A 26,869-nucleotide genomic window follows, 5' to 3' on the forward strand; every position below is an offset into this window, starting at 1 on the left:
GCCTGCTTCGATGCTGCAGACATCAAGACCCCGGAACGTGTCAATGACTTTGCGTCACCGTGCTTCATGAATTTACTGTGGAAGCCGGGGTGTTCGAGTCGTCGGTTTCTCCTTTGCGGGTGGATTGATCCAGACTGCGGTCGGCAGCACCGGTGGTGCAGGGCAGCGCCCCTTGAATCGCTTCGGGTTTGCCAAGAAGGCGGCATCCAGGGTGTTCTGCCGGAGCGCCCGTGCAGCCTGCGCGTGGTCGTAATGGACGCTGCTCGGGGTCATGTAGCCGATACCCGAGTGCCGGTGCTCGGTGTTGTACCAGGCGAAGAAGGTCTGGCAGCGGGCGCGGGCGTCGGCACCGCTGTCGCGCGCTTGACGAGCGGTTTGCCCCGGCTTGGTTTCACCGTGTTTGCAGATCGGGTATTTCATGCCGCACGCTCGCCGCGCTGCGCCCGCATCAGATCGAGCAGGAATTCAGGTGCCAGATCAGCGCCGTTCGCCCAGGCCACCGTCCGCATGACCGGATGCAGGCCCGCAGTGCGCCGTGGCGAACAGCGCCGGATCACGCAGCGCCCCGAACACTTCGCCTTCCAGTTCGGCAGACAGGTCGACTTCGCCCGCCGCACCGTTGTTGAAGCGCCGAAACAGCCTGCAGCCCGGCAGCGGCTTCACTCCAGCGGCGTACAGGATCATCACGCGGCCATCGCGAAGCGTCGAATGTCGACCTCCACGCCCGCCGCCGCGGCTTGCTCGGCCTGGCGCAGCAGTGCAGCGGTCACGGCTTCGTCGTGGAAGGTTTCGCCGCAGTTGTCGCACACGTCACCCGGCACGGCCCGGAACACCACGGCCATGCCGTCGCGTTCGAGCGTTACCGTCGTCAGGCCCGGCTTAGTCTCGCCGTGTTTGCAGATCGGGCATTTCATGATGCTCTCCTCGTTGCAAAGTCGTCCGCCCACAGCGCGGGGTCGGGTCGATAGACGGTGATGATGATGCGCTCGCCGTCGTCCTGGTTGTCAGCAAACACGATGTGCAGCGGCCTGCCGTCCGAGTAGCCCAACCACAAGCGGCTTGGATAGGGGGTGTCGGTTGGATATTCCTCGATCACCCACCCATCGGCCAGCGCCGCTGCCACGTCAGCGGTCGATATGCCGCGCTCGAACATGCGCTTCACCGCGTGCTGTCGGTAGATCAGCCTCATGCTGCGCTCCGTTTGGTCGGCAGCGTCACCACGTCCGCCGCATCCTTCAGGCCGCCCGCTTCGATCTTGAACTCTTCGGTGAAGCGCTGCTGCGCCTTCTTCGTTTCCATCAACACCTCCGTAACGCCTCATTGTGAGGCAAAAGGGTGTCTAGGAAACCCGGGGCGATTCAAAGTTCACCTTGTCCTGGCACCGCAGGTCGAGCGCTTCGCGCACATCGATGGGGATGGTCACCTGTCCTTTGCTGGTGAGCGTGGCGAGCGACATCAGAACTTCCTTTCAGAAATCGGACGCGGGCTCGGTTCCGTGTGCCGGCTCATCGTCGATCCCGCAGCCGAAGCGGAGCTGGTCGCCGTTGCCGACGTAGCGTCCGCCTGCCGAGCCGGAACCGCCGCTGCCGCACACCACCGGGTAGCCGAGTTCGATCATCTTTTCCACCGCGGCCGCTCCGGTGCAGTGGTTGCAGGCGATCCGCTCGAAACCGTACTCGGCCAGGTTCCGGATCGCCGCCTGCGCCGCGTCGTCGAGCGGCCCGAACGGGGCGAGGTGCAGGCCGCCATACAGGCCGTGGAGGCGCTCGCCACCGGCCAGGCGGTCGCGCGCGAACTGCACGAAACGCTCGACCCCCTGATGACAGCAGCCGGTGATGCAGACGATGCCCTTGCCGACGACATTGACGTACAGCGACTGCTCGCCGCGCACGCCGAGCGCGATCGGCAGGTCGAAGGCGACCGCAGCGACGCCGTCGGCCAGCCGATGCACTTCGTCCGCGCCGTGCCAGAGCAGCCGGCCGGTGTGGGCAATGCCGTTGCGCGCGCCGGCGGGAGCGAACGCCCCCCCGCGCAGGAAGGCCCGCCCTTCGTCGCGCAGGCTCGCCGGCAGCGCGATGGCGATGTCCGGCCGCAGCCGCAGCACTGCCTCCAGCCCCCAGAAATGATCGAAGTGCTCGTGCGAAATCAGTAACAGGTCGATTTCACCCCGGCGCAGCAGCGCATCGACGCCGGTCGCGGCAAAGCGCTCCGCCATGTAGTCCGGGTCCCAGCCGGTGTCGAGCAGGATCCGGTACCCGCGCCCGTCCACCGCCTCGATCTCGATCAGGCTCGCACTGCCGGCGCCGTTGCCCGGCTGCCAGGCGGTCTCCCACTGGTTCGCCTGCATTCCGCCAGCCGCCTTCATGTCGCCCAGCAACGCACCGGTGTCGTGCCACCCGGTTTCGGAAATGCAGGTGATGCGCAGCGAACGGCACACGCCGATATCGACCCGCCCGGCGCCGGCCGGGCTGCCCGCCGCCGGCGCCTCGCCACCCGCCCGTGCCGCGCGCCGCGTATCCGATTCGTCCATTGGATGCTCCCTTCGTAGCGGATGGGCCTGTGCCCCGGCACCATCCGTTCAGCCGCGCCGGAACACCAGGCTGAAATTGTTTGCCGGCATGTCGATCACTTCGTCGAGGCGGAAACCGCAAGCCAGCGCCTGTGCCTCGACCGCTTCCAGGTCGCGTACCGCGAAGCGCGGATCGATGCCGCGCAGCCACGCATCGAAAGCGGCGTTGCTGGGCGCGGTGTGGGCACCGCCACGCCGGTACGGACCGTAACAGTAGACCACTCCGGCGGCCTGCAGCACGTTCGCCGCGCCGCGGAACAAGGCCGCGGTGGACGACCAGGGCGAATAGTGCAGCACATTGATCGCCACCACCGCATCGGCCTGCGCCACCGGCCACGCCGCTGCCCCCAGATCGAGGTGCAGCGGCTGCGCCAGATTGGGCAGAGCGGCATGCCGGACCCAGGCCGCGATCGAGCCGAGCGCGGCCGGGTCGGCATCGCTCGGCTGCCAGTGGAGGAAGGGCAGATGGCGGGCGAAATGCACCGCATGTTCTCCGCTGCCGCTGCCGATCTCCAGCACCCGCCCCGTCGCCGGCAGCACGCGCTGCAGGATCGGCAGGATGAAGTCGCGGTTGCGGGCGGTGGCGGGGGCGAACTGGCGCGGATCGGTATCCATGGCCTGGCCGGCAGGGTGGTTGAAGGAAGGCGCTGAAGGACGGCGCCATCGGGCTCATTATTCCCCATTCCGCCGGCCCTGAGGCACATCAAGGCCGGGCGCAGGCGCAGCGCCGACAATCCGCGCTTCACCCTCACCGACACGCCCCGGAGCGACCATGACCGATCCACGCTTTCCCGCCTTCTACGCCGAAGTGCCGCGCCTGCGCGTGCGCGACCCGCTGGCCGAGTTCCTCGGTGCCGCCGAAGGCGGCCTGCTCGAATACGGCTACGCCGACGCGGTGAAGCTCGCCGGCCACTCCTGCCCGACCGTGGCCTCGGCCTACGCCCTCACCCATCACGCGCTCACCCGGTTGTACCCGGACGGGCTGCCGGTGCGCGGCGGGGTGCGGGTGGAGTTCGCCGATCGCATCGACGACGGCGTCACCGGCGTCGTCGCCGCGGTCGCCGGGCTGCTCACCGGGGCGGCGCAGGACGGCGGCTTCAAGGGCATCGGCGGGCGCTTCGTGCGCCGCAACCTGCAGGCGTTCGGGCTGGAGCGCCCGCTGACGATGCGCTTCGTGCGCGTCGACAGCGGCACCGCGCTCGATGCCGGCGCCGAGCTGTCGAAAGTGGCCCCCGACCCGCAGATGCCACTGCTGCTGCAGCGCTGCGTCCACGGTCAGGCCGACGCCGGCGAAGCGCGCCGCTTCGGCGAACTGTGGCAGCAGCGCGTGGCGCGCATCCTGCTCGAGCACTGGGACGACCCCGAAGTGTTCCACCTGCGCCCGGCCTGAGCCGTGGCGCGCGCGGGGGACGCCGGCGATCACACCGGCATCGCCGCATCCTCGTCCGCGTCCTCGGGTTCGGCGCCGAGAAAGCCGCCGCTCTGGTGTGCCCACAGCCGGGCGTAGAGCCCACCGTGGGCGAGCAGGCTGCGATGGTCGCCTTCCTCGACGATACGGCCTTTGTCCATCACCACCAGGCGGTCCATCGCCGCGATCGTCGACAGGCGGTGGGCGATCGCGACCACGGTCTTGCCTTCCATCAGCCGGTACAGGCTTTGCTGGATCGCGGCCTCGACTTCGGAGTCGAGCGCGCTGGTGGCCTCGTCCAGCAGCAGGATCGGCGCATCCTTGAGCATCACCCGGGCGATCGCGATGCGCTGGCGCTGGCCGCCGGAGAGCTTGACCCCGCGCTCGCCGACATGGGCGTCGTAGCCGCGCCGCCCCTTGGGGTCGGTGAGGCCGAGGATGAACTCGTGCGCCTCGGCGCGACGGGCGGCGGCGATCATGTCGGCGTCGGTGGCATCGGGGCGGCCGTAGAGGATGTTGTCGCGCACCGAGCGGTGCAGCAGCGAGGTGTCCTGGGTGACCATGCCGATCTGCGCGCGCAGGCTGTTCTGGGTGACCGCGGCGATGTCCTGGCCGTCGATCAGGATGCGGCCCGATTCGAGGTCGTAGAAGCGCAGCAGCAGGTTCACCAGCGTCGACTTGCCCGCCCCCGAGCGGCCGACGACGCCGATCTTCTCGCCCGGGCGGATGACCAGCGAGAAATCGTCGATCACCCGCCGCGCCTGCGGCCCGGTGGCGCCGTAGGCGAACACGAGGTGCTCGAAGCGGACTTCGCCGCGGCTCACCACCAGCGGCTTCGCCTCCGGGCGGTCGACCACCGCATGCGGGCGGGACAAGGTGTTGATCCCGTCCTGCACCGTGCCGACGTTCTCGAACAGCTGCGCCGCCTCCCACATCACCCAGTGCGACATGCCGTTCAGGCGCAGCGCCATCGCCGTCGCCGCGGCCACCGCGCCGACCCCGATCGCGCCCTGCGCCCAGAGCCACAGCGCCACCCCGCTGGTGGCGAGGATCAGCCCCATCGACAGGCTGTGGTTGACGATCTCAATGCTGCTCACCAGGCGCATCTGCGCGTGCACGGTGTGCATGAATTCCTTCATCGCCCCGCGCGCGTAGCCGGCTTCACGCCCGGCGTGGGAGAACAGCTTCACCGTGGCGATGTTGGTATAGGCATCGGTGATGCGCCCGGTCATCAGCGCGCGGGCGTCGGCCTGGGTGCGCGACACTTTCGACAGGCGCGGCACGAACCAGCGCAGGGTCGCGAGGTAGAGCGCCAGCCAGCAGAGGAAGGGCAGCAGCATCCAGGCATCGAAGCTCGCCACCACCAGGGTCAGGGTGGCGAAGTAGATGGTCACGAAGACCAGGATGTCGGTCATGATCAGGCAGGTGTCGCGCACCGCGAGCGCGGTCTGCATGACCTTCGCCGACACCCGGCCGGCGAACTCGTCCTGGTAAAAGCTCATGCTCTGGCCGAGCATCAGGCGGTGGTAGTTCCAGCGCAGGCGCATCGGGAAGTTGCCCGCCAGGGTCTGGTGCTTGAGCATCGTCTGCACCGCCACCAGGGCGATGCTGCCGACGATGATGGCGGCGAGCAGCAGCAGGGTGGTGCCCTCGTCCGTCCATAGCCGCGCCGGCTCCACCGTCGCCAGCCAGTCGACGACGCGGCCGAGCATCGCGAACAGCAGGGCCTCGAACGCGCCGATGGTGGCGGTCAGCAGCATCATGCCGAGAATGAACGGGCGCAGGCCTTCGGTGCCCGCCCACAAAAAGGCGAAGAAACCGCGCGGCGTGGCGCCGGGAACGGCATCGGGATAGGGGTCGACGTGACGCTCGAACCAGCTGAAAAGCACGTGAAAGTCTCCTTGACGGGCTCCGGGCCGCCCCCGCGCCATCCGCGTCGGCGCGCGCGCTGCAATCTCGGTGGCCGCATCGGCGGCACCTGCCGCCCGCGCGTAAAGCGGATCGAGGGGCGCGCTGCAGCCCAAACCAGGGCTCAGACAGGCGCAGTGTGCCGCGGGTGCCCGCAACACGCAAAAAGCCCCGCTCGAAGCGGGGCGCGTGCGCGAACGCAAGGGGCGCTCAGGCCGGTGCGCTGGCCCGGATCAGGTGATCGAAAGCCGACAGCGAAGCCTTCGCCCCTTCGCCCATGGCGATGATGATCTGCTTGTATGGCACCGTGGTGCAGTCGCCGGCGGCGAAGATGCCCGGCACCGAAGTCTGGCCCTTGGCATCGACGATGATCTCGCCGAAGCGGGTGAGCTCGAGCGTGCCCTTGGCGAAATCGGTATTGGGCAGCAGGCCGATCTGGACGAAGATGCCTTCGAGCGCGATACGGCGCACTTCGCCACTGGCGCGGTCCTTGTATACCAGACCGTCCACCTTGTCGCTGCCGGTGACCTCGGTGGTCTGCGCGCTCTTGATCACCGTCACGTTGGGCAGGCTGTGGAGCTTCTTCTGCAGCACGGCGTCGGCGCGCAGCTCGTCGGCGAACTCGAGCAGGGTGACGTGGGCGACCACGCCGGCGAGGTCGATCGCGGCCTCGACGCCGGAGTTGCCGCCGCCGATCACCGCCACGCGCTTGCCCTTGAACAGCGGGCCGTCGCAGTGCGGGCAGTAGGCCACGCCCTTGCCGCGGAACTCCCGCTCGCCGGGCACGTTCATCTCGCGCCAGCGCGCGCCGGTGGCGACGATAACGGACTTCGCCTGCAGTACCGCGCCGTTGTCGAGCTTCACTTCATGCACGCCCGCGCCCGGTACCAGCTGCGCGACGCGCTGCAGGTTCATGACATCGACGTCGTATTCGCGGACGTGCTCCTCGAGGCTGGCGACCAGCTTCGGGCCCTCGGTGTACTTCACCGAGATGAAGTTCTCGATCGCCATCGTATCCATCACCTGGCCGCCGAAGCGCTCGGCGACGACGCCGGTGCGGATGCCCTTGCGCGCAGCGTAGATCGCGGCGGCCGCGCCGGCCGGGCCGCCGCCGACGACGAGCACGTCGAAGACGTCCTTGGCCGACAGCTTCCCGGCATCGCGCGCCGCGGCGCCGGTGTCGACCTTGGCCAGGATCTCGCCCAGCTCCATGCGCCCCTGGCCGAAATGCTGGCCGTTGAGGAAGATCGTCGGCACCGCCATGATCTTGCGCGCCTCGACTTCGTCCTGGAACAGCGCGCCGTCGATCATGGTGTGGCGGATGTTGGGGTTGAGCACCGCCATCAGGTTCAGCGCCTGCACCACCTCCGGGCAGTTGTGGCAGGACAGCGAGATGTAGGTCTCGAACACGTACTCGCCGTCGAGGGCGCGGATCTGCTCGATCAGCTCGGGCGCGGCCTTGGGCGGGTAGCCGCCGACCTGCAGCAGGGCCAGGATCAGCGAGCTGAACTCGTGCCCCATCGGCAGCCCGGCAAAGCGCACGCGCCCCGGCTCGCCCGGGCGGGCAAGCGCAAACGAAGGCTTGCGCTCGCCCGCCTGAGCGCCGGGCGCGCCCGACTCGACGACGGTGATCTTGTCGCTGAGCTCGGCGAGTTCGCCGAGCAGGGCCCGCATTTCACGCGACTTGTCGCCCTCGTCCAGCGACGCGGCGATCTCGATCGGCTGCGTGACCTTGTCCAGGTAGGCTTTGAGTTGGGTCTTGATGTTGGCGTCGAGCATGGTGAGGTCGTCCGTGAGGTCAAGCGGGAGTACGGCTTCGGGGAGCAACAGGCGCGCCCCGACATGAAACAGCCGGCACGGGGCCGGCTGGGGAGCATTGCGCCCGGGCGTCCTGCGCCCGGGGAGGCGTGCAGCGGCTCAGATCTTGCCGACCAGATCGAGCGACGGCGCCAGCGTGGCGTCGCCTTCCTTCCACTTCGCCGGGCACACTTCGCCCGGGTGGTTGCGGACGTAGATCGCGGCCTTGACCTTGCGCAGCAGCTCCTGGGCGTCGCGACCGATGCCGCCGGCGTTGATCTCGACGATCTGGACCTTGCCGTCGGGGTCGATCACGAAGGTGCCGCGATCGGCCAGCCCGGCGTCCTCGATCAGCACGTCGAAGTTCTTCGACAGCACCCAGGTGGGGTCACCGACCAGCGGGTACTTGATCTTGTGGATGGTGTCCGAGGTGTCGTGCCAGGCCTTGTGGGTGAAGTGGGTGTCGGTCGACACGCCGTAGATCTCGACGCCCAGCTTCTGGAACTCGGCGTAGTTATCGGCGAGATCGCCCAGTTCGGTCGGGCACACGAAAGTGAAGTCGGCGGGGTAGAAGAAGACCACCGACCACTTGCCCTTCAGGTTGGCTTCGGTGACGTCGACGAACTGGCCATTGTGGTAGGCGGTGGCTTTGAACGGCTTGACTTCGGTGTTGATCAGCGACATTTGCGATTCTCCAGCTGAGGTTGTGGGAAGCGTTGGGTGGAACTCGATGGGATGCAGTCTAAGGGATCCGGATGAATTGCACTAATTGATTATCGAGATAATCACGATTGCAAAATACTATCGAGCTCGACTCCGCCTCTCCCCGCCGGCCCGCCGCCTCAGGTTCCGGCCAGATGCCGCCGCACCGAAATCACCGCCCCCAGCCAGCCGAGGAAGGCGGCGAACGCCACCATCGACAGCGCCGCGCGCCCATCCGGTCCGGCGAGCACGAACACCGCGCCATAGGTTTCCGCCAGCGCCGCCACCGGCCGGGCGAGCGCGTGCACACCCGCCCACACCGTCCCCAGCGCCACCAGGCCGCCGAGCGCCCCCTGCAGGCCGCCGAACCAGTAGAACGGGCGGCGGATGAAGGGGTCGGTGGCGCCAAGCAGGCGGCTGACCGCGATCTCCTGGCTCTGGGTGAGGATCTGCAGGCGAATGGTGTTGAACGTGACGATCACCAGCGCGAAGCCGAGCAGCCCTCCCAGCATCAGCGCCGTCGAACGCCCCAGCCCGAGCAGGGCGTGGAGGCGCTCGACCCAGGCCGCATCGAGCTGCACGTGCGCGACCTCGGGCCACTCCCGCATCCGCGCCGCGAGACGCTCGAACGCTGCCGGGTCCTCACCGCGCGGCGCGATCACGAACGCATCGGGCAGCGGATTGGTGCCGAGGCCGCCGAGCACATCCCCCAGCCCCGCGGCCTCGAGCTGGCCCACCGCCTCGTCGCGCGACACGAAGCGGTAGCTGGCGAGATCGGCCTCGGCGTTCAGCCTGCGCTCGATCGCCTCGACCTCGGCAGGCTTTGCCGCGACGTCGAGGAAGAGGCTGATCTCGGGCGTTCCGGAAACGCCTCGCACCAGCGAAGCGACGTTGTCCAGCAGCAGGAAAGCCCCTCCCGGCAGGGACAGGGCGATGCCCACCACCAGCGCCGAGAGCGAAGTGCCGAGCGGCTGGGCGAGCAGCCGGCGCAGGGCATGGCCGACGGCCCGTGCATGCAGGTAAAGCCAGTGTTTCATGCGGGCACCTCCGCCGCCGGACGCCCGGCCGGACTCGAATCTTCGGCGAGCAGGCCTTTCGCCAGCACCAGGCGGCGCGGGTGGCTGGCGGCGAAGAGGCCGGCATCGTGGGTCGACACCAGCACGGTAACGCCGGCGTCGTTGAACGAGCGGAACAGCAGGGCGATGTCCGCCGCATAGGCCGGGTCGAGGTGGGCGGTGGGCTCGTCGGCGATCAGGATCGACGGTCGATTGACGATCGCGCGCGCGATCGCGACGCGCTGCTGTTCGCCGCCCGACAGCCCGGCCGGCATTTCCTCGCCGCGGCCGTCGAGGCCGACGCGCTCCAGCGCCGCGGCCACGCGCTTCGCCGCGTCGCGCGGCGGATGCCCGGTGATGACCAGCGGCAGCATGACGTTGTCGAATACGCTGCGGTCGAACAGAAGGCGGTTTTCCTGCAGTACGAGGCCGAGGTTGCGGCGCAGGTAGGGAATCGCCGCCGGCGGCAGATGGGAGACGTCCTGGCCGTTGATCAGTACCCGCCCCGCGGTGGGGCGCTCGATCACCGGGATCAGCTTGAGCAGCGTGCTCTTGCCCGCCCCCGAATGCCCGGACAGCACCACCAGCTCGCCGTGACGGATCTCGAAACCGACCCCGGCAAGCGCGGTATAGCCGCCCGCATAGCGCTTGGCGACGTCCTCGAAGACGATCATGCGCGCCCGCCCGCGCCGTTCCGGACGGCCGCGGCGCCGGGCTCGAACAGCGCATCGACGAACTCGCGCGCAGCGAACGGCTGCAGGTCGTCGATCCCCTCGCCGACGCCGATGAAGCGCAGCGGCTTCGGGCACTGGCGCGCGATCGCCGCGAGCACGCCGCCCTTGGCGGTGCCGTCGAGCTTGGTCACGACCAGGCCGGTGACCCCGATCGCCTGGTCGAAGGCCTTCACCTGGGCGAGCGCGTTCTGGCCGATGTTGGCGTCGAGCACGAGCAGGACTTCGTGCGGCCCGGTGGGGTCGGCCTTGGCGATCACCCGGCGGACCTTGGCGATCTCTTCCATTAGGTGGAGCTGTGTCGGCAGGCGCCCGGCGGTGTCGGCGAGGACGACGTCGATCTTGCGCGCACGCGCGGCGTTGATCGCGTCGAAAATCACCGCTGCCGCATCGCCGCCGTCCTGCGCGACCACGGTGACGTTGTTGCGCTCGCCCCAGGTCATCAGCTGCTCGCGCGCAGCGGCGCGGAAGGTGTCGCCGGCGGCGAGCAGCACGCTCTTGCCGCGGGCCTGGAAATACTTCGCGAGCTTGCCGATCGAGGTCGTCTTGCCGGAACCGTTGACCCCCGCGATCATGATGATGAAGGGCTGGTGGCCGTCGACCTGGAGCGGCGCCTCGAGCGGGGCGATGATCTCGTGCAGGCCGTCGGCGAGCGCCTTCTGCAACTGGTCGGCGGTTTCCAGACGGTCGCGCTTCCAGCGCCGGCGCAACTCGTCGATCAGGTGCTGGGTGGCATCCACGCCGCAGTCGGCCATCAGCAGGGTGGATTCGAGTTCCTCGAGGAGATCCTCGTCGATCTTGCGCAGGCCGAACAAGCTCGCCAGCCCGCCGCCGATCTGCTGGCGGGTGCGGGCGAGACCGGCCTTGAGGCGCTCGGCCCAGGATTTTTTCGCGGCCGGCACGGGCGCCTGGGGGGGGGCCGACCCTTCCTCCGCGGCCGCCTCGATCGCAACGGCCGCTGCCTCCACGTCGACCTCCGCCGCCGCCGTGGCCGGCACGGGCGTTGCAGCCACTCCGGGGGCGGATTCGGCCGCCGGCGCAACTGCAGCGGCGGTCGCGGCGGCAGGCGCAGCAGGCTCACCGGATCGAGCCGGCGTGGCCGCGGCGGCCTCTTCAGGCACCTGCGCAGGTGTCTGCGGCAGTTCGTTCTGCGCCTCGGCCGGCGGGGCAGCGGGCGCGGCCTCGTCTTCGCGCCGGCCGAACTTCTTTTTCAGGAAACCAAACATGAAAGGCTCGGGTCACAAGGGTCGTTTTGCGTCGGCAGGCTCCGCCCGCAACCATGGGCGCCCCCCGCCGATCACGCTAAGATGCGGTTCCCCGAGTGGCCGGTGCACTGTCGCCGGGCCTCGCGGAGTGCCGCGAATTCTAACAGATGCAGGACATCTCCATGTTTCGTCAGACCTTTGCCCGCGCGCTGCTGGCTGGCGCAGCGCTTGCCGCCGCACTGGCCCCGCCCGCATTCGCCAACCCGTACGAGACGACCCTTGCCAACGGCATGAAGCTGATCGTCAAGGAAGACCGCCGCGCGCCTTCGGTGGTGCACATGGTGTGGTATCGCGCCGGCGCGATCGACGAGCCCAGCGGCGTATCCGGCGTCGCCCACGTCCTCGAGCACATGATGTTCAAAGGGACGAAGACGCTCGCCCCCGGCGAATTCAACCAGCGCGTGGCCGTGCTCGGAGGGCGCGACAACGCATTCACGAGCAAGGATTACACCGCCTACTTCCAACAGGTCCCGCCCGCCCATCTCGGCACGGTGATGGCGCTCGAAGCCGACCGCATGCAGAACCTGGTGCTCGGCGACGAGGAATTCGCCCGCGAGATCGAAGTCGTCAAGGAAGAACGCCGCCTGCGCACCGACGACCAGCCGCGCGCGCTGGTCCATGAGCAGCTGATGGCGACCGCCTTCCAGGCCCACCCCTACCGCCGCCCGGTGATCGGCTGGATGACCGACCTCGAGGCGATGCAGGCCGAAGACGCGCGCGCCTGGTACCGGCGCTGGTACGCACCGAACAACGCCTGGCTGGTGGTGGTCGGCGACGTGGACCACCAGGAAGTGTTCCGCCAGGCCGACCGGCATTACGGCGCGATCGCCGCGCGCGCCCTGCCCGAGCGCCGGATCTCGGCCGAACCCGCGCAACGCGGCCCACGCAGCGCGGTGGTGAGGGCGCCGGCCGAACTGCCCTACCTGGCGATGGCGTGGCAGGTACCGGCGCTGCGCGACCCTGCCGCCGACCGCGAAGCCTATGCCCTGCAGGTGCTGGCGGCGGTGCTCGACGGCCATGACGGCGCCCGCCTCAACCGCCAGCTGGTGCGCGATGCCCGGCTTGCGGTATCGGCCGGCGCCGGCTACGACGGCAGCGGGCGCGGCCCCGCGCTGTTCTACCTCGACGGCGTGCCCGCGCCCGGCCACACCATGGATGAACTCGAAGCGGCGCTGCGCACCGAACTGCAGCGCATTCGCGACACCGGGGTGAGCGCGGCCGAGCTTGCCCGGGTGAAGACACAGGCGGTCGCCAGCCGCGTCTACAAGCGTGACTCGCTGATGGGCCAGGCGATGGAAATCGGCTTCCTGGAGGCAGCCGGCCTGTCCTGGCGCGACGAGGAGCGCCTGCTCGAAGGCCTGCGCGCGGTCACCGCCGAAGAAGTGCAGGCGGTGGCACGGCGCTATTTCAGCGACGACAGTCTCAGCATCACCCGTCTCGAACCGCAGCCGCTGGCCGAACAACGCCCGCGCGCGCCCTTCGCCGCCCACCGTTGACCCGCACCCGGTCAGGAACCCCGACTCTGCCATGACTGCCACCCCGATTTCCTTCGCGCGCGCGATCCCGCGGCAAGCGCCGGCGCCCGCGCGCATCGCACGCTTCGCCGCCATTGCCGGTCTCGCCCTCGCCGTCCTCCTCGGTCTCGCCGCGCCGGCACAGGCCGCCCCGCAGATCCAGCACTGGACCGCGCCCACCGGCGCCCGGGTGCATTTCGTCGAAAGCCGCAGCCTGCCGCTGGTCGACATCCAGGTCGATTTCGCCGCCGGCGCGGCCTACGACCCACCGGCCAAGGCCGGCCTCGCCCAGCTCGCCCAGGCCTTGCTCGGCGCCGGGGCGGGCGGGCTCGACGAACAGACCATCGCCGAGCGCGAAGCCGACCTCGGCGCCCGCCTCGGCGGCGGCATCGACGACGACCGCGCCAGCCTATCGCTGCGCAGCCTGTCCACCGCGGCCGAGCGCGACGCTGCGGTCGATCTCGCCGCCACGCTGCTGGCCCAGCCCGCCTTCCCTGCCGAAATCCTCGAACGCGAACGCCAGCGCACCATCGCCGCGCTGCGCGAAGCGCTGACCCAGCCCGCCACCCTCGCCGCGCGCCAGTTCAGCGCCGCGGTATACGCCGGCCACCCCTACGGCCGCCAGGTCACGCCAGAGTCGCTGAGCGCGATCACCCGCGACGATCTGGCGGATTTCCACCGCCGCCACTATGCTGCGGCCCGCGCCTCGGTCGCCATCGTCGGCGACGTCGATCGCGCCACTGCCGAGCGCATCGCCGTGCGCCTGACCGAAGCCCTGCCGCGGGGCGGAGCCGCCGCCGCCCTGCCGCCCCCGGCCCCGATCGACGCCGCGACGTTCCGCATCCCCCATCCCTCGGCGCAGACCCACATCCTCCTCGGCCAGCCCGGGATGGCGCGCGAGGACGCCGACTACTTTGCCCTGCTGGTCGGCAACTACGTGCTCGGCGGCGGCGGCTTCGTCTCGCGCCTGACCAAGGAAGTGCGCGAAAAGCGCGGCTTCGCCTACAGCGTGTACAGCTATCTGTCGCCGCAGCAGGTCGCCGGCCCGTTCCAGATCGGCCTCCAGACCCGCGGCAGCCAGGCCGAGGAAGCGCTCGCGGTGGTGCGCGACACGCTCGCCCGTTTCATCGCCGACGGACCGACGGCGGAGGAGCTGCAGGCCGCCAAGGACAACCTGATCAACGGCTTTGGCCTGCGCCTGGACTCCAACGCCAAGCTGCTCGACCACGTCGCGATGATCGGCTTCTACCGCCTGCCGCTGGACTGGCTCGAAACCTATCCGCAGCAGGTCGCCGGCGTCGATGCCGCCGCCGTGCGCGCGGCCTGGCAGCGTCGCATCCACCCCCAGCGGCTCGTTACCGTGATCGCCGGCGGCGACGGCGACCGCGCGGCGAACGGCGAGCCCGCCGCCGCGCAGGCCCCGGAGCGATGAGCCGGGTGCGCATCGTCGGCGGGCAGTGGCGCTCGCGCCTGCTCGAAGTCGCCGCCGTGCCCGGCCTGCGCCCGACCCCCGACCGCGTGCGCGAGACCCTGTTCAACTGGCTCGGCCAGGACCTCGACGGCCAGCACTGCCTCGATCTGTTCGCCGGCACCGGCATCCTCGGCTTCGAGGCGGCTTCGCGCGGCACCGCGACGGTCGTGCTGGTCGAGCACGACCCCCGTGCCCTCGCTGCGCTGCACAAAACGGCACAGGCCCTGCAAGCATCGCAAGTGGAGATCGTGCGCGGCGATGCGGTAAGATTCGTCCGGACAACGCCGCGCACCTTCGACGGCGTGTTCCTCGATCCACCTTACAGGCAGGGCTGGCTCGAGCGGGTGGCGCCCTGGCTCGACCGGGTCGTGCGACCGGGCGGATGGCTTTATGTCGAGGCCGAAGCCGCGGTGGAACACCTGGGCGACTGGCACACTGTGAAGCGGGGCCGCGCCGGACAGGTCCACTTCCATCTGATGCGCAGGAGCCAGGCATGAAGGAAACGGTAGCGGTTTACCCGGGCACGTTCGACCCGTTCACCCGCGGCCACGAAGACCTCGTACGACGCTCGTCGGTGCTGTTCGACCGCGTAGTCGTCGCGGTCGCGCGCAGCAGCAGCAAGAATCCGATCTTCTCGCTCGACGAGCGGGTCGACATCGCGCGCGCGGCGGTCGCCGCCTTTCCCAATGTCGAAGTCGCCGGCTTCGACTGCCTGCTGATGAAGTTCCTCAAGCAGCAGGGCGCGCGCGTGATCCTGCGCGGCCTGCGCGCGGTGTCGGACTTCGAATACGAATTCCAGATGGCGGGGATGAACCGCAAGCTCTATCCGGACGTCGAAACCGTGTTCCTGACGCCGGCCGAGGAATACATGTTCATCTCCGCCACGATGGTGCGGGAGATCGCCCGCCTCGGCGGCGATGTGAGCAAGTTCGTGCAGCCCCAGGTGCTGACACGGCTGCAGGACAAACTGAACTCAAAGTAAAGGCAAGGAAGCAATACCATGGCTCTGATGATTACCGACGAATGCATCAACTGCGACGTCTGCGAACCGGAGTGCCCTAACGGCGCCATTTTCCAGGGCGAGGAAATCTACGAAATCGACCCGAACAAGTGCACCGAATGCGTCGGCCATTTCGACGAACCGCAGTGCCAGCAGGTGTGCCCGGTCGACTGCATCCCGCTCGACCCCAAGCGCCAGGAAACCAAGGAAGAGCTGATGGCGAAGTTCCTGAAACTGACCAAGAAGGCCTGAAGTCGCCGCTCGGCGCCGCTTCCGGTACGACATCAGGCGGGCTTCGGCCCGCCTTTTTCATGTGCACCGGCCCCACGCTGGCGCTGGCAATGCGGACAGAAGAAGGTCGCACGCTGCCCGCTGACGACACGGTGGATCGCCGCCCCGCACTGCGGGCACGGTTCGCCGCCACGGCCATACACCGCGTACTGCTGCTGGAAGTAGCCGGGCCGCCCATCACCGCCGACGAAGTCGCGCAGCGTGCTGCCGCCTGCGGCGATGGCCGCGCACAGCGTCTCGCGCACCGCCGCCACCAGTCGCGCGCAACGCTGCGGGCCGAGCCGGCCGGCCGGCTCCAGGGGGTGGATGCGGGCGCGGAACAGGCTTTCCGACGCATAGATGTTGCCCACACCGACCACCCGCCGACCATCCATCAGGACGTGCTTGATCGGCGCCCGCAGGCCGCGCGTGACGCGGTGGAGCCAGGCGCCGTCAAACGCCGCGGACAGCGGCTCCGGCCCCAGCCCGGCGAGCAGCGGATGCAGCGCGGCGACGCCCGGCTGCCACAGCACGAGGCCGAAACGGCGCGGATCGCGCAGGCGCAAGGCCTGCCCGCCGAACACGAAATCGACGTGATCGTGCGCGCCGGGCGGCATTCCGGCCGGGACCAGGCGCAGGCTGCCGGACATGCCCAGATGGACGATCAGCGTGCCGTCGCCGAAATCGAACAGCAGGTACTTCGCCCGCCGCCGCACCGCCAGCAGCCGGCGCCCGACGAGCCGGCGGTCCAGATCCGCCGGCAACGGCTGGCGCAACCTCGGGTTGCGCACCACCAGCGCGTCGAGCATCCGCCCTTCAAGGTGGGGACGGATTCCGCTGCAGGTGGTCTCGACTTCGGGCAACTCAGGCATCGGACAGGCCTCCGGGAAAAGGGGCGGCGGGCCGGGAATGACCGCCGCGGGGGCATTCGGCTTGCAGGCGCGGCGCCGATCTGCATACCATGGAGCGAACCCGATTCTAGTGCAGCGTTCCAACCACTCCAATCGACCGCGCCCGTCGCGACGGCGCCTCCCCACTCCCATTCATCCCTCCCACTCGCCCCTCCGATCCACCCCCGCTGCGGCGCGCCAGCCATACCCCACCGAAGTCCGTCGGACCACCCCAATGAAGAACTCCCTCTCCCGCCTCGCCCGTTCGCTGTGCTTCACTCTCACGCTCGCCCTGGGCGGTGCTGCCGCTGCGGCGAACGGCGAACCCGGCGGGGACGACCCCCTTCCGGCGCAGGAACTGACCCCGTCCACCCTCTACCATTTCCTGCTCGCCGAAATCGCCGGTGCGCGCGGCCAGATCGGGCTTTCCGCCCAGCTCTACGTCGACCTCGCACGCGCCACCCGTGATCCGCGCATCGCCCGCCGCGCGACCGAGATCGCGCTGTACTCGCGCGACCTGCGGCTGACCACCGAGGCCGCGACGATCTGGGCCGAGTCCGCCCCCCAGTCGGAGGAAGCGCGCCGGGTACTGGCCAGCGCGCGCAACGCCGGCGGCGACGGGGACCTCGACCTCGACGCCATCCAGATCCAGCTCGCCCGCGTCCTTGCCCAGTCCTCCGGCCGGCTGGCGCAAAACCTGCTCGGACTCAACCGCGCGCTCGCCGGCATACCCGACAGGCAGGCGGCGAAAACCATCATCAACCGCCTCACCGAACCTTACCTCGACCTGCCCGAAGCCCATATCGCGCGCGCGCAGGCGGCACTCCTCGGCCAGGCCCCGATGGAAGCGCTCGCCGCGGTCGATCGCGCCCTTGAACTCAACCACGGCTGGGAGCCGGCCGTGCTCCTCAAGGCGCAGATCCTGCAACAGGCCGGCGCCGGCGACGAAGCGCTCCGCCAGCTCGAAACCGAACTGGGGCGCAAGCCGGACAGCGTGATCCTGCGCCAGGCCTACGCCCGCGGCCTGGTCGGGGCCCAGCGCTTCGACGAGGCACGCAGCCAGTTCCGCCGCCTGCTCGAGGCCCACCCGGGCGACACCGAACTGCGCTACGCCGTCGGCCTGCTGTCGCAGCAGCTCGGGGACGATGCCGACGCGGAGGCGAACTTCCGCCTCGCACTCGATGGCGGCCATCCGCAGCCGGACCTGATCCGCCTGCAACTGGGGCAGATCGCCGACGCCCGCGGCGACGGCGAGCACGCGCGCGAATGGTTCGGACAGATCAGCGACGAGCGCCACCTGCCCGAGGCGGTGATCCGCAGCGCGCACAGCCTCGCCCGCGAACACCGTCTCGACGAAGCGCGTGCCCTGCTCCAGGCGCAGGACGGCGAAGCTTCGCTGCGGCGCCGCTTCGCCATCGCCGAGGCCCAGCTGCTGCGCGATGCCGAGCGTCCCGCCGAAGCCCTCGGCGTGCTCGACGCGGCACTCGCCACGCTGCCCGACGACCCCGACCTGCTGTACGAAGCCGCCATGCTGGCCGAACGTCTGGACCGCATCGACCTCATGGAAACCCGCTTGCGCCGCATCATCGCGCTCCAACCCGACCATGTGCATGCCCACAACGCGCTGGGCTACTCGCTCGCCGACCGCAACCTGCGCCTGGACGAAGCCGAAGCACTGATCGGCCGTGCCCTCGAGCTCGCCCCCGACGACCCGTTCATCCTCGACAGCATGGGCTGGGTGCGTTTCCGCCGCGGCGACATCGACTCCGCGCTCGAGCATCTCGAACGCGCCTACGCGCTGCGCCGCGACGCCGAGATCGCCGCCCATCTGGGCGAAGTGCTGTGGGCCCTCGACCGCCGCGACGATGCGAAGCGGATTTTCGGCGAAGCCCTCGCCGCCCATCCCGACAACCGCCTGCTCAACGAAACCGTGTTGCGGCTGGACGCCCGATGAGCGCGGCACGCACTCTGCTCGCAGCGCTCGCCGGCGCCCTCGCGCTCGGCGCCTGCGCGCCCCTGCCCGCGCCCGCCGACCATCCTGCAGCCGTCCGCCACGCACAGCCCGCATTCCTCCTCGAAGGCCGGATGTCGGCCACCGACGGCCAGCAGGCCGCGAGCGGCCGCATCGAATGGGAGCATGCGCCGCACGCCGACCGCCTGACCCTGCTCAACCCGCTCGGCCAGATCGCCGCCCGGCTCGACAGCGATGCCGCCGGCGCCACCCTGCTTACCGCCGACGGCCAGCGTATCGTCGCCGCCAGCGCCGACGCCTTGCTGCCGCAAGTGCTCGGTGTCGAAGTGCCGGTGGCGCGTCTCCGGCTCTGGGTGCAGGCCGCTCCCGGCGCCGGCGCCGAAATCCGCCAGCGCGACGGCTACGGCCGCCCGCAACTGCTCATCGACCAGGGCTGGCGCATCGATTACCTGGCCTACACCGACGACAGCGCCGGCGCCCCGCCCGCCCGCCTCGACATTTCACGCGGCGACCACCGCATTCGCCTGATCATCGATTCATGGACCGCCTACCCCTGACCGCACCGTCGACGACCGATCCGGCCCGTCTCGAGGGCTGCCCCGCACCGGCCAAGCTCAACCTGTTCCTGCATGTGACAGGGCGCCGGGCCGACGGCTACCACCTCCTGCAGACCGCCTTCCGCCTGCTCGACTGGGGCGACACCCTCGATTTCACCCTGCGTGCCGACGGCCTCGTCCGCCGCACCACCACCCTGCCCGGCGTTCCCGCAGAGCAGGATCTGGTCGTGCGCGCCGCCCGCCTGCTGCAGGCCCACACCGGCTGCAGCCTGGGCGCGGAGATCGCCGTGCACAAGGCCTTGCCGCTGGGGGGCGGCATCGGCGGCGGCAGCTCCGACGCCGCCACCACCCTGATCGCCCTCAACCGGCTATGGCGGACCGGACTGTCGCGCCCCCAGCTACAGGCGCTCGGGCTGCAGCTGGGGGCCGACGTGCCGGTTTTCGTGTTCGGCCGGGACGCTTTCGCCGAAGGCATCGGCGAAGCGCTGCAGCCGCTGAGCCTGCAGCCGGCCTGGTACGTCGTGCTATCGCCGGGAGTATCGGTGCCGACCGCCGAAATTTTTTCAGCGAAGGACTTGACGCGCGATACACCTCCAATCAGAATGGCGGACTTCGCAGCGAGCACTACCCGAAATGACTTGCAGCCAGTGGCCTGCAGCCGTTACCCGGAAGTGCGAGACGCGATCGAGTGGCTGACGCAATACGCGCCGGCCACGATGACAGGATCGGGCGCCTGCGTGTTTGCGGAAGTCCCCTCGGAAGCCGGGGCCGACCGTATCGCGAAAAGCTGTCCGCCACACTGGAAAGCCTGGAAAGTGCGAAGCCTGACTCGCCATCCGCTTTACGAGTGGTTAGAATAGCGCCCGCTTCGTCGAACGATCCGTTTCACGGCGAAACAGTTTATTGGGGAGTCGCCAAGTCGGTTAAGGCACCGGATTTTGATTCCGGCATTCGAGGGTTCGAATCCTTCCTCCCCAGCCACACAACGACGGGCAGGCCACGAGCCTGCCCGAGTCGTTTCCACGCGGCATTTTTTGCGCGTTGTTTCTTACGGCATCGGAGTAGCAGAAATGCCCCACGGCAGCCTGATGGTCTTCACCGGTAACGCCAACCCCAAACTTGGCGCCGACGTGACGCGACGTCTGGGGATCTCCCTCGGTTCGGCCACCGTCGGCCGCTTCTCGGATGGCGAGGTCAACGTCGAACTGCTCGAGAACGTGCGCGGCAAGGACGTCTTCGTCCTCCAGCCGACCTGCTCGCCGACCAACGACAACCTGATGGAACTGCTGGTGCTGGTCGATGCGTTGAAGCGCGCCTCGGCCGGCCGCATCACCGCCGCCCTGCCCTACTTCGGCTACGCCCGCCAGGACCGCCGCCCGCGCTCGGCGCGGGTACCGATCACGGCCAAGGTCGTCGCCAACATGCTCCAGGCCGTCGGCGTCCAGCGCCTCTTGACGATGGACCTGCACGCCGACCAGATCCAGGGCTTCTTCGACATTCCGGTCGACAACGTCTATGCCGCCCCGGTCCTGCTCGCCGACCTCGACAAGCAAAAGTACGACGACCTGCTGGTGGTCTCGCCCGACGTCGGCGGCGTGGTCCGCGCCCGTGCCTTCGCCAAGCGCATGGAGTGCGACCTGGCGATCATCGACAAGCGCCGGCCGAAAGCCAACGTCTCCGAAGTGATGAACATCATCGGCGAAGTCGAAGGCCGCACCTGTGTGATCATGGACGACATCGTCGACACCGCCGGCACCCTGTGCAAGGCGGCGAGCGCGCTGAAGGCCAACGGCGCCAAACGCGTGCTGTCGTACTGCACCCACGCCGTGCTCTCGGGCGCCGCGGTGGCGCGCATCGGCGACTCCGACCTCGACGAACTGGTCGTCACCGACACCATCCCGCTGCGCGAGGACGCCCGCGCCTGCCCACGCATCCGCCAGGTTTCGGTGGCCTCGCTGCTGGCCGACACGATCCTGCGGATCAGCAACGAAGAGTCGGTCTCGTCGCTGTTCATGGAATGATTTTCCCCTCCGCGCCCGCCTCCGGGCGAGACGCGGATTTTGCCGTTTCCGCCTGGTCGCGGGCGGAGATCTTCACCACTCAGGAGCAACACCATGCAAATCGAATTCAAGGCGAGCAAGCGTGACGCGCAGGGTACGGGTGCGAGCCGCCGCCTGCGTCGCGCCGGCCAACTGCCGGGCATCATCTACGGCGGCACGGGCGAAGCCCAGCCGATCGTGATGGACCACAACGAGCTCTACCACCTGCTGCGCAAGGAAGCCTTCCACGCCTCGGTGCTGAGCATCGACGTCGACGGCAGCAAGGAAATCGCCGTGCTGCGCGACACCCAGTGGCACCCGTTCAAGCAGCAAGTGCTGCACATCGACTTCCAGCGCGTGGCCGCCGACCAGAAGATGCACCTCAAGGTGCCGCTGCACTTCAGCGGCGACGACGTCAGCCCGGCGGTCAAGCTCGGCGGCTGCATGATCTCGCACGTGATCAACGAAATCGACGTCCAGTGCCTGCCGAAGGATCTGCCCGAGTTCGTCGGCGTCGACCTCTCCGCCCTCGAGGCCGGCCAGTCGGTGCACGTGTCGCAGCTCGTGCTGCCGGCCGGTGTCGAGCTGGTTCAGCACGGCGAAGGCGACCCGGTCGTGGCCACCGCGGTCCAGGTCAAGGGCGCCGCCGCCGAAGGCGAAGGCGAAGCGGCGTAAGCCCCTTCCCCTGCCTAGCCCCGCATGCCGGAGACCGATCACCGATGACCGCTGCGCCTTCGCGCCCCCTGCGTCTCGTCGTCGGTCTCGGCAACCCGGGGGCCGAATACTCCGAAACCCGGCACAACGCCGGGTTTCGGTTTTGTGAGCGCCTCGCCGACCAGCTCGGCGTGCGCTTCGCACACGAATCCCGTTTCCACGGCTTGGTCGCCAACGCGCGCGCAGCCGGCGTCTGGCTGCTGATGCCGCAGACCTTCATGAACCGCTCCGGCCAGGCCATCGGCGCGCTGGCGCGCTTTTACCGCATCGAGCCGGCCGAGATCCTCGTCGTCCATGACGAACTCGACCTTCCCCCCGGCCAGCTGCGGCTGAAGTTCGGCGGCGGACTGGGCGGTCACAACGGCCTGAAGGACAGCTCCGCCCACCTCGGCACCCACGACTACTGGCGCCTGCGCATCGGCATCGGTCACCCGGGCGAGCGCAGCGAAGTGGTGAACTTCGTGCTCAAGCCGGCGCGGCGCGAAGAGCAGGCGCTGATCGACGAGGCGATCGACAAGGCGCTCGTCGCCTGGCCCCAGCTCGCACGCGGCGAGCTCAACACCGCCGCAACCCGCCTCAACGCCCGCCCGGCCCCGCCCAAACCTCCGAAACCGCCCAAGGCGCCCAAATCCGCGGCCGCACCCGACGGCGCGGCCTCGGCAACTCCCAAGGACGAACCCCAGCCATGAGCCTGAAATGCGGAATCGTCGGCCTGCCCAACGTCGGCAAGTCGACCCTGTTCAACGCCCTCACCAAGGCCGGCATCCAGGCCGAAAACTATCCCTTCTGCACCATCGAGCCGAACGTGGGCATCGTCGAAGTACCCGATCCGCGCCTTAGCGCGCTGTCGGCGATCGTCAAGCCGCAGAAGGTGCAGCCGGCGATCGTCGAGTTCGTCGACATCGCCGGCCTGGTCGCCGGCGCCTCCAAGGGCGAAGGCCTGGGCAACCAGTTCCTCGCCAACATCCGCGAGACCGACGCCATCGTGCACGTCGTGCGCTGTTTCGCCGACGACAACGTGATCCACGTCGCGGGCAGCGTCGACCCGATCCGCGACATCGAAGTCATCGACACCGAACTCGCGCTCGCCGACCTCGCCACGGTCGAAAAGGCGCTCACCCGCTACAAGCGCCCCGCCGCCGCCGGCGACAAGGACGCCAAGATCCTCGTCGCGGTACTGGAGAAGTGCTTCGCCCAGCTCGACCAGGGCAAGCCGGTACGCGCGCTCGAGCTGTCGAAGGAAGAATGGGCCAGCCTCAAGCCCTTCTGCCTGATCACCGCGAAGCCGGTCCTCTACGCCGCCAACGTCGCCGAAGACGGCTTCGACGACAACCCTCATCTGGATGCGGTGCGCACCCACGCGCAGGCCGAAGGCGCCGAAGTCGTCGCCCTGTGCGCCGCGATCGAAGCCGAGATCGCCGACCTCGACGACGCCGACAAGAAGGACTTCCTCGAGTCCATGGGGCTGGAAGAGCCCGGCCTCGACCGCCTGATCCGCGCCGGTTACAAATTGCTCGGCCTCCAGACCTACTTCACCGCCGGAGTGAAGGAAGTGCGCGCCTGGACGATCCACGTCGGCGACACCGCACCGCAGGCCGCGGGCGTGATCCACACCGACTTCGAGCGCGGCTTCATCCGCGCCCAGACCATCGCCTACGAGGATTTCATCCAGTTCAAGGGCGAGGCCGGGGCCAAGGAAGCGGGCAAGATGCGCGCCGAGGGCAAGGACTATGTGGTCAAGGACGGCGACGTGCTGAACTTCCTGTTCAACGTCTAGAGCCAAGCAGGCCATTTCTCAGGGTTTCACAAGATTGCTTCGAAGCCCTTAAACAACGCTATAGCCCCGGTAAATCCGGGGTTTTGCGTTTCTATGGCTTGCATGCGATTGCTCGACCTTGCCCGTGCAAAGTGACTACGCAGGTGTATACGAAAATTAGACCAAGGGAAATAAGGTGTATATGATTCATTCATCACCCCTTCTTGCAGACCCCGTGACACCATGCTTACAGATGCCCACTGCCGTGCTGCCAAACCGAAGGAGCAGCTCTACCGCCTGAATGATCTTCGCGGCCTCTACCTCGAAGTGAAGCCCAATGGGGTCAAGGCTTGGCGCTATCGCTTCAAGCTGGGCGGCAAGGGGTCGTGGTTCGCGCTGGGCGACTACCCCACCGTCAGCCTTGCCGAAGCACGGGACAAGTGTGAGGAAGCACGCAAGCTGGTTAAGCAGGGCATAAACCCCGTACAGCATCGGCAGTTGGTGCGCCTCAAGCGCGAGCAGGATTCCGCCAACACCTTCGAGGCTGTAGCCAAAGAGTGGCTGGCCCTACGAGACTGGGAAGACGTCACCAAGAAACGCCGCCTGGACATGCTGGAGCGTGTGGTCTTCCCCAGCATCGGTAGGCTACCTGTGCGCGACATCACCCCAGCGCACGTTCTCGACATTCTCACCAAGACCGTGAAGCGCGGTGCTCCGACCGTCGCCGCCGAAGCGAAACGCACCATGTCTGGCATCTTCGAACTGGCTGTTGCCACCTTGCGGGCAGACAACGATCCTGTCTGGCCCGTCCGCAAGGCGTTGCCCGCCAACAAAACACAGCACAAGACGGCGCTGACCACCGCGCAGATTGGCAAGCTGCTCAACGACTTCGACAACCATCGCTGCGGCTATCAGGTGAACTTCTGCATCCAGTTGATGTGGTGGACGCTAGCGCGTCCCAGCGAAGCGGCAGAAGCGGAATGGGCTGAATTCGATCTCGATACCGCGCTTTGGACGATCCCAGCCCGGCGCATGAAAGCCCGCCGTGAACATGTAGTGCCGTTGCCAACGCAGGCCGTAGAGATGTTGCGCCGCCTGCACGCCATCAGCGGTGACCGGACGCACCTCTTTCCCGGCAGGGATGACCGCAACAGGCCGATGTCGGTGCATTCGATCCGGCAGGCGCTCAAGGTGCTGGGCTGGAGCGGCACTTACAGCCCGCACGGCACCAGAACCACGGGCAGCACCCGGCTGAACGAGATGGGCTATCGCGCCGACGCCATCGAAGCGCAGCTTGCCCATGCGGAACCCAACTCGGTACGCCGTACCTACAATCATGCCACCTATATCGAAGAGCGGCGGGGCATGATGCAGGCGTGGGCGGACAAGCTCGAAATCTGGAAGCGGGAGAGCACAGGTGAAGTCAGTAGAACACAGTGAGTACCTGCCCGACACGGAGGTAGGACGCTCACTATTCAGGGAGCGCCTGATTGCAAAAATTCAGCAACATCGCGATTTCAAGGCGCTGCCACAAGAAATTCAGTCGAGCTTCTTTGAGGAGTTAGCTGAACTCACCCTCTTCGGCACCAACAACTGTTCGGTGGAGACACATAGCCCTAGGATACGCAAGCTCGAAAAACTGGCCGACAGTTATCGCCGGGTTGCCAATAGCATTGAACTGCTTTCGGAAATAGATGAGCTGCTGCTCGATGATGCCTTTCAACACAGCATACCTTTGCAACAGCAAAAGAAACTGATGCGACAGCTGGCTGCTGATATTGATGGCCTGATAGGCGCTATGCGTCAGACGCCCTCTGGCACATCTGAGCGGTTTTTGCTACGACTGCAGGGCGCGAGCTTGCTGAAGAAATTGGAAAAGCTGGGAGTCGCCTGCAAGATCAACAATGATTTTCAGAAAATCGACCAAGATGATGTGGCGCACCGCGAGGAAAGCGAGGGCGTGCAACGCTTTCTGCCGGATCTTTCGCAAAGTATGACTCTTGCCATGCTCTGTACCATGCTGATTATCTTCAACAATGGCCAGCTCGTTGAATGGAGCCATTGCCGATGGCTGCTAAAGGAAGGCAAAAAAGCGCTTGCTTTTGAACGTCGACTCGCTGAATCACTACCAAGATCAGACGAGTTATTAGTGTTAAAAAAACAAATTCTCCAACATGGCCAATGATGCTAAAAGCTAGAAATTAGTATTGCCGTATTAGGCTCAAAAGACGATGAGAGTTTTCGCTCAGCAAAATTACTGCTTCCTGGGTGGAAATGCCCCATGCTTGTCCTAGGTGCCTAGCTGTGAGGTCTGCGCTCCAGGGTGGAACTGGCTTGTCATCGACCTGTGCAAACGGGCCGTCACTTTCGGGAACAACAAAGTGCCGCGGTAGCTTCGCCGCCAAAGCCCGGCCACTACTCGATGCAAATGCCGCCGGCCCGATGCTGAACCAGCAGCCTCGCTCTTCCGCAGCTCGCAGCTCCTTCACCGTCCCTGTGAACCAGTGCATTACTGCGGTCCCAAATCCGGCATGTCGATCCAAAACAGCCAATACGTCATTTACAGCTTGGCGTGAATGAATGCTGAGCACACGACCGCCCAGTGCCGAGCTACGTTCAATGATGGCCTCAAATAGGCCGCGCTGAACATCGTAGCTCTTGCGGTAGCGAGACGAGCCATCAAGGCCCACTTCGCCAACGGCTGCGACATCGCCCATTTGCGTCAACAGAAGGTCGAGCTCGCCAGCACGCTCGTGCGCAATCTCTGGATGAAGTCCTGGGGTGACGAGTACATTCGCTGCGCCGGTAAGCACACGCGCAGTCGCAATAAAGGCCTTTGGGCTGGTAGTCACCAGCCATGTGAATTCATTCTTTTGCGCAGCTTCTTTGAATACCTCGCGAGCATTCGGATAGAGGTCAAGGTGGCAGTGGAAATCCATCACAGTACGCCATCCCTCTGTAGCAAGGTTTCAAGCTCATTCAGACCATTAGCAAGTACGTTTCTGTATGCTGTAAGCGCTCCACGAACCCCATCCTTCCTGGGCTCGCTACGCTGTGATCAACTGCTCAGCCTTGAGATTCCAGGGCAGGAGAGCCTCGAAGTGTTCGACGGTGGTGGCGCTGGGCAACGCCCGCAGCATGTGGCGCAGCCACAGATACGGCTCGACGTTGTTGGCCTTGGCGGTTTCGACCAGCGAGTAGATGAGCGCGCTGGCGCGCGCACCCGCCTGGGTGTCCGAGAAGAGCCACGC

Annotated in this window: 31 protein-coding genes and 1 tRNA gene; 16 read left to right on the top strand and 16 right to left on the bottom strand. The window is 67.5% G+C overall.

All coding sequences use genetic code 11. From position 1 onward, the window contains the following. Window positions 1-72: 72 nt before the first annotated feature. The 7 genes from MXC99_RS17075 to MXC99_RS16730 form a co-directional block, all read right to left on the bottom strand. Window positions 73-420, bottom strand: a complete 348-nt coding sequence (locus tag MXC99_RS17075) for an integrase core domain-containing protein (protein WP_432654262.1) — start codon at window positions 418-420, stop codon at window positions 73-75. A gap of 57 nt (window positions 421-477) precedes the next feature. Continuing rightward, the gene (locus MXC99_RS16710; RefSeq protein WP_247726537.1) at window positions 478-684 is read right to left on the bottom strand and encodes a DUF2442 domain-containing protein; all 207 of its coding nucleotides are present in this window, start codon (window positions 682-684) and stop codon (window positions 478-480) included. Further along, on the bottom strand, window positions 684-914 hold the full coding sequence (locus MXC99_RS16715; RefSeq protein WP_247726538.1) for a type II toxin-antitoxin system MqsA family antitoxin: 231 nt from the start codon (window positions 912-914) through the stop codon (window positions 684-686). The genes MXC99_RS16710 and MXC99_RS16715 overlap by 1 nt, the downstream gene beginning before the upstream one ends. Continuing rightward, window positions 911-1,189 carry a DUF4258 domain-containing protein gene (locus tag MXC99_RS16720; protein WP_247726539.1) on the bottom strand — a complete coding sequence of 93 codons (279 nt, stop codon included), beginning with the start codon at window positions 1,187-1,189 and terminating at the stop codon, window positions 911-913. The genes MXC99_RS16715 and MXC99_RS16720 overlap by 4 nt, the downstream gene beginning before the upstream one ends. A gap of 150 nt (window positions 1,190-1,339) precedes the next feature. Further along, a complete protein-coding gene (locus MXC99_RS17080) occupies window positions 1,340-1,456 on the bottom strand; it encodes an AbrB/MazE/SpoVT family DNA-binding domain-containing protein (protein WP_432654263.1) in 117 nt (38 codons plus the stop codon). Window positions 1,457-1,468: 12 nt separating this feature from the next. After that, window positions 1,469-2,530, bottom strand: coding sequence for an MBL fold metallo-hydrolase (locus MXC99_RS16725; protein WP_247726540.1), 1,062 nt, complete (start codon window positions 2,528-2,530; stop codon window positions 1,469-1,471). 48 nt (window positions 2,531-2,578) lie between these two features. Further along, a complete protein-coding gene (locus MXC99_RS16730) occupies window positions 2,579-3,184 on the bottom strand; it encodes a DUF938 domain-containing protein (RefSeq protein WP_247726541.1) in 606 nt (201 codons plus the stop codon). Window positions 3,185-3,341: 157 nt separating this feature from the next. Between MXC99_RS16730 and MXC99_RS16735 the strand changes: the two genes are divergently transcribed. Continuing rightward, complete coding sequence (locus MXC99_RS16735) at window positions 3,342-3,959, top strand: hypothetical protein (RefSeq protein ID WP_247726542.1); 618 nt, start codon at window positions 3,342-3,344, stop codon at window positions 3,957-3,959. Between the two features lie 29 nt (window positions 3,960-3,988). Here the strand turns inward: MXC99_RS16735 and MXC99_RS16740 are convergent, their stop codons facing one another. From MXC99_RS16740 to ftsY, 6 genes are all read right to left on the bottom strand, one after another. After that, complete coding sequence (locus MXC99_RS16740) at window positions 3,989-5,866, bottom strand: ABC transporter ATP-binding protein (RefSeq protein WP_247726543.1); 1,878 nt, start codon at window positions 5,864-5,866, stop codon at window positions 3,989-3,991. Between the two features lie 229 nt (window positions 5,867-6,095). After that, window positions 6,096-7,664, bottom strand: a complete 1,569-nt coding sequence (gene ahpF / locus MXC99_RS16745; RefSeq protein ID WP_247726544.1) for an alkyl hydroperoxide reductase subunit F — start codon at window positions 7,662-7,664, stop codon at window positions 6,096-6,098. A gap of 138 nt (window positions 7,665-7,802) precedes the next feature. Further along, complete coding sequence (ahpC, locus tag MXC99_RS16750) at window positions 7,803-8,366, bottom strand: alkyl hydroperoxide reductase subunit C (RefSeq protein WP_247726545.1); 564 nt, start codon at window positions 8,364-8,366, stop codon at window positions 7,803-7,805. 158 nt (window positions 8,367-8,524) lie between these two features. Further along, window positions 8,525-9,421 carry a permease-like cell division protein FtsX gene (gene ftsX / locus MXC99_RS16755; RefSeq protein WP_247726546.1) on the bottom strand — a complete coding sequence of 299 codons (897 nt, stop codon included), beginning with the start codon at window positions 9,419-9,421 and terminating at the stop codon, window positions 8,525-8,527. Further along, window positions 9,418-10,113: a cell division ATP-binding protein FtsE gene (locus MXC99_RS16760; RefSeq protein WP_247726547.1), complete on the bottom strand. Its 696-nt coding sequence runs from the start codon at window positions 10,111-10,113 to the stop codon at window positions 9,418-9,420. The genes ftsX and MXC99_RS16760 overlap by 4 nt, the downstream gene beginning before the upstream one ends. Then, window positions 10,110-11,396: a signal recognition particle-docking protein FtsY gene (ftsY, locus tag MXC99_RS16765; protein ID WP_247726548.1), complete on the bottom strand. Its 1,287-nt coding sequence runs from the start codon at window positions 11,394-11,396 to the stop codon at window positions 10,110-10,112. The genes MXC99_RS16760 and ftsY overlap by 4 nt, the downstream gene beginning before the upstream one ends. A gap of 161 nt (window positions 11,397-11,557) precedes the next feature. Here ftsY and MXC99_RS16770 point away from each other — a divergent pair, with 161 nt between their 5' ends. The 5 genes from MXC99_RS16770 to MXC99_RS16790 are packed head-to-tail and all read left to right on the top strand — an operon-like array spanning window position 11,558 to window position 15,672. Continuing rightward, on the top strand, window positions 11,558-12,931 hold the full coding sequence (locus tag MXC99_RS16770) for a M16 family metallopeptidase (protein ID WP_247726549.1): 1,374 nt from the start codon (window positions 11,558-11,560) through the stop codon (window positions 12,929-12,931). Window positions 12,932-12,962: 31 nt separating this feature from the next. Next, window positions 12,963-14,381, top strand: coding sequence for a M16 family metallopeptidase (locus tag MXC99_RS16775; RefSeq protein WP_247726550.1), 1,419 nt, complete (start codon window positions 12,963-12,965; stop codon window positions 14,379-14,381). Next, complete coding sequence (gene rsmD, locus MXC99_RS16780) at window positions 14,378-14,917, top strand: 16S rRNA (guanine(966)-N(2))-methyltransferase RsmD (protein ID WP_247726551.1); 540 nt, start codon at window positions 14,378-14,380, stop codon at window positions 14,915-14,917. Before MXC99_RS16775 ends, rsmD begins: the two co-directional genes overlap by 4 nt. Beyond that, window positions 14,914-15,402, top strand: a complete 489-nt coding sequence (gene coaD / locus MXC99_RS16785) for a pantetheine-phosphate adenylyltransferase (RefSeq protein WP_247726552.1) — start codon at window positions 14,914-14,916, stop codon at window positions 15,400-15,402. Before rsmD ends, coaD begins: the two co-directional genes overlap by 4 nt. Before the next feature lie 18 nt (window positions 15,403-15,420). After that, window positions 15,421-15,672, top strand: coding sequence for a YfhL family 4Fe-4S dicluster ferredoxin (locus MXC99_RS16790; RefSeq protein ID WP_107219915.1), 252 nt, complete (start codon window positions 15,421-15,423; stop codon window positions 15,670-15,672). Window positions 15,673-15,704: 32 nt separating this feature from the next. Here the strand turns inward: MXC99_RS16790 and mutM are convergent, their stop codons facing one another. Next, entirely contained in the window at window positions 15,705-16,562 is an 858-nt protein-coding gene (mutM, locus tag MXC99_RS16795) for a bifunctional DNA-formamidopyrimidine glycosylase/DNA-(apurinic or apyrimidinic site) lyase (protein ID WP_247726553.1), read from the bottom strand. A gap of 253 nt (window positions 16,563-16,815) precedes the next feature. Between mutM and MXC99_RS16800 the strand changes: the two genes are divergently transcribed. From MXC99_RS16800 to MXC99_RS16845, 10 genes are all read left to right on the top strand, one after another. Then, the gene (locus MXC99_RS16800; protein ID WP_247726554.1) at window positions 16,816-18,534 is read left to right on the top strand and encodes a tetratricopeptide repeat protein; all 1,719 of its coding nucleotides are present in this window, start codon (window positions 16,816-16,818) and stop codon (window positions 18,532-18,534) included. Then, window positions 18,531-19,109 (top strand): lipoprotein insertase outer membrane protein LolB, encoded by a 579-nt coding sequence (lolB, locus tag MXC99_RS16805; RefSeq protein ID WP_247726555.1) that lies wholly within the window; start codon window positions 18,531-18,533, stop codon window positions 19,107-19,109. The genes MXC99_RS16800 and lolB overlap by 4 nt, the downstream gene beginning before the upstream one ends. Then, window positions 19,091-19,969: a 4-(cytidine 5'-diphospho)-2-C-methyl-D-erythritol kinase gene (gene ispE, locus MXC99_RS16810; RefSeq protein WP_247726556.1), complete on the top strand. Its 879-nt coding sequence runs from the start codon at window positions 19,091-19,093 to the stop codon at window positions 19,967-19,969. Before lolB ends, ispE begins: the two co-directional genes overlap by 19 nt. A 44-nt stretch (window positions 19,970-20,013) precedes the next feature. Continuing rightward, a tRNA-Gln gene (locus MXC99_RS16815) sits at window positions 20,014-20,090 on the top strand. A gap of 89 nt (window positions 20,091-20,179) precedes the next feature. Then, entirely contained in the window at window positions 20,180-21,130 is a 951-nt protein-coding gene (locus tag MXC99_RS16820; RefSeq protein WP_247726557.1) for a ribose-phosphate pyrophosphokinase, read from the top strand. 93 nt (window positions 21,131-21,223) lie between these two features. After that, window positions 21,224-21,823 (top strand): 50S ribosomal protein L25/general stress protein Ctc, encoded by a 600-nt coding sequence (locus tag MXC99_RS16825; RefSeq protein WP_247726558.1) that lies wholly within the window; start codon window positions 21,224-21,226, stop codon window positions 21,821-21,823. A gap of 44 nt (window positions 21,824-21,867) precedes the next feature. Next, complete coding sequence (gene pth, locus MXC99_RS16830; protein ID WP_247726559.1) at window positions 21,868-22,551, top strand: aminoacyl-tRNA hydrolase; 684 nt, start codon at window positions 21,868-21,870, stop codon at window positions 22,549-22,551. Beyond that, complete coding sequence (gene ychF, locus MXC99_RS16835; RefSeq protein ID WP_247726560.1) at window positions 22,548-23,639, top strand: redox-regulated ATPase YchF; 1,092 nt, start codon at window positions 22,548-22,550, stop codon at window positions 23,637-23,639. The genes pth and ychF overlap by 4 nt, the downstream gene beginning before the upstream one ends. 222 nt (window positions 23,640-23,861) lie before the next feature. After that, the gene (locus MXC99_RS16840) at window positions 23,862-25,058 is read left to right on the top strand and encodes a tyrosine-type recombinase/integrase (RefSeq protein ID WP_247726561.1); all 1,197 of its coding nucleotides are present in this window, start codon (window positions 23,862-23,864) and stop codon (window positions 25,056-25,058) included. Then, entirely contained in the window at window positions 25,036-25,803 is a 768-nt protein-coding gene (locus MXC99_RS16845) for a hypothetical protein (protein ID WP_247726562.1), read from the top strand. Before MXC99_RS16840 ends, MXC99_RS16845 begins: the two co-directional genes overlap by 23 nt. 16 nt (window positions 25,804-25,819) lie before the next feature. Here MXC99_RS16845 and qatD read toward each other — a convergent pair whose 3' ends face one another. Beyond that, the gene (gene qatD / locus MXC99_RS16850) at window positions 25,820-26,557 is read right to left on the bottom strand and encodes a Qat anti-phage system TatD family nuclease QatD (protein ID WP_247726563.1); all 738 of its coding nucleotides are present in this window, start codon (window positions 26,555-26,557) and stop codon (window positions 25,820-25,822) included. 108 nt (window positions 26,558-26,665) lie between these two features. Beyond that, window positions 26,666-26,869: transposase domain-containing protein (locus tag MXC99_RS16855; RefSeq protein ID WP_247726564.1), on the bottom strand; the 204-nt coding region annotated here is incomplete at its 5' end.

Source organism: Thauera aromatica (assembly GCF_023093595.1).
Taxonomy (GTDB): domain Bacteria; phylum Pseudomonadota; class Gammaproteobacteria; order Burkholderiales; family Rhodocyclaceae; genus Thauera; species Thauera aromatica_A.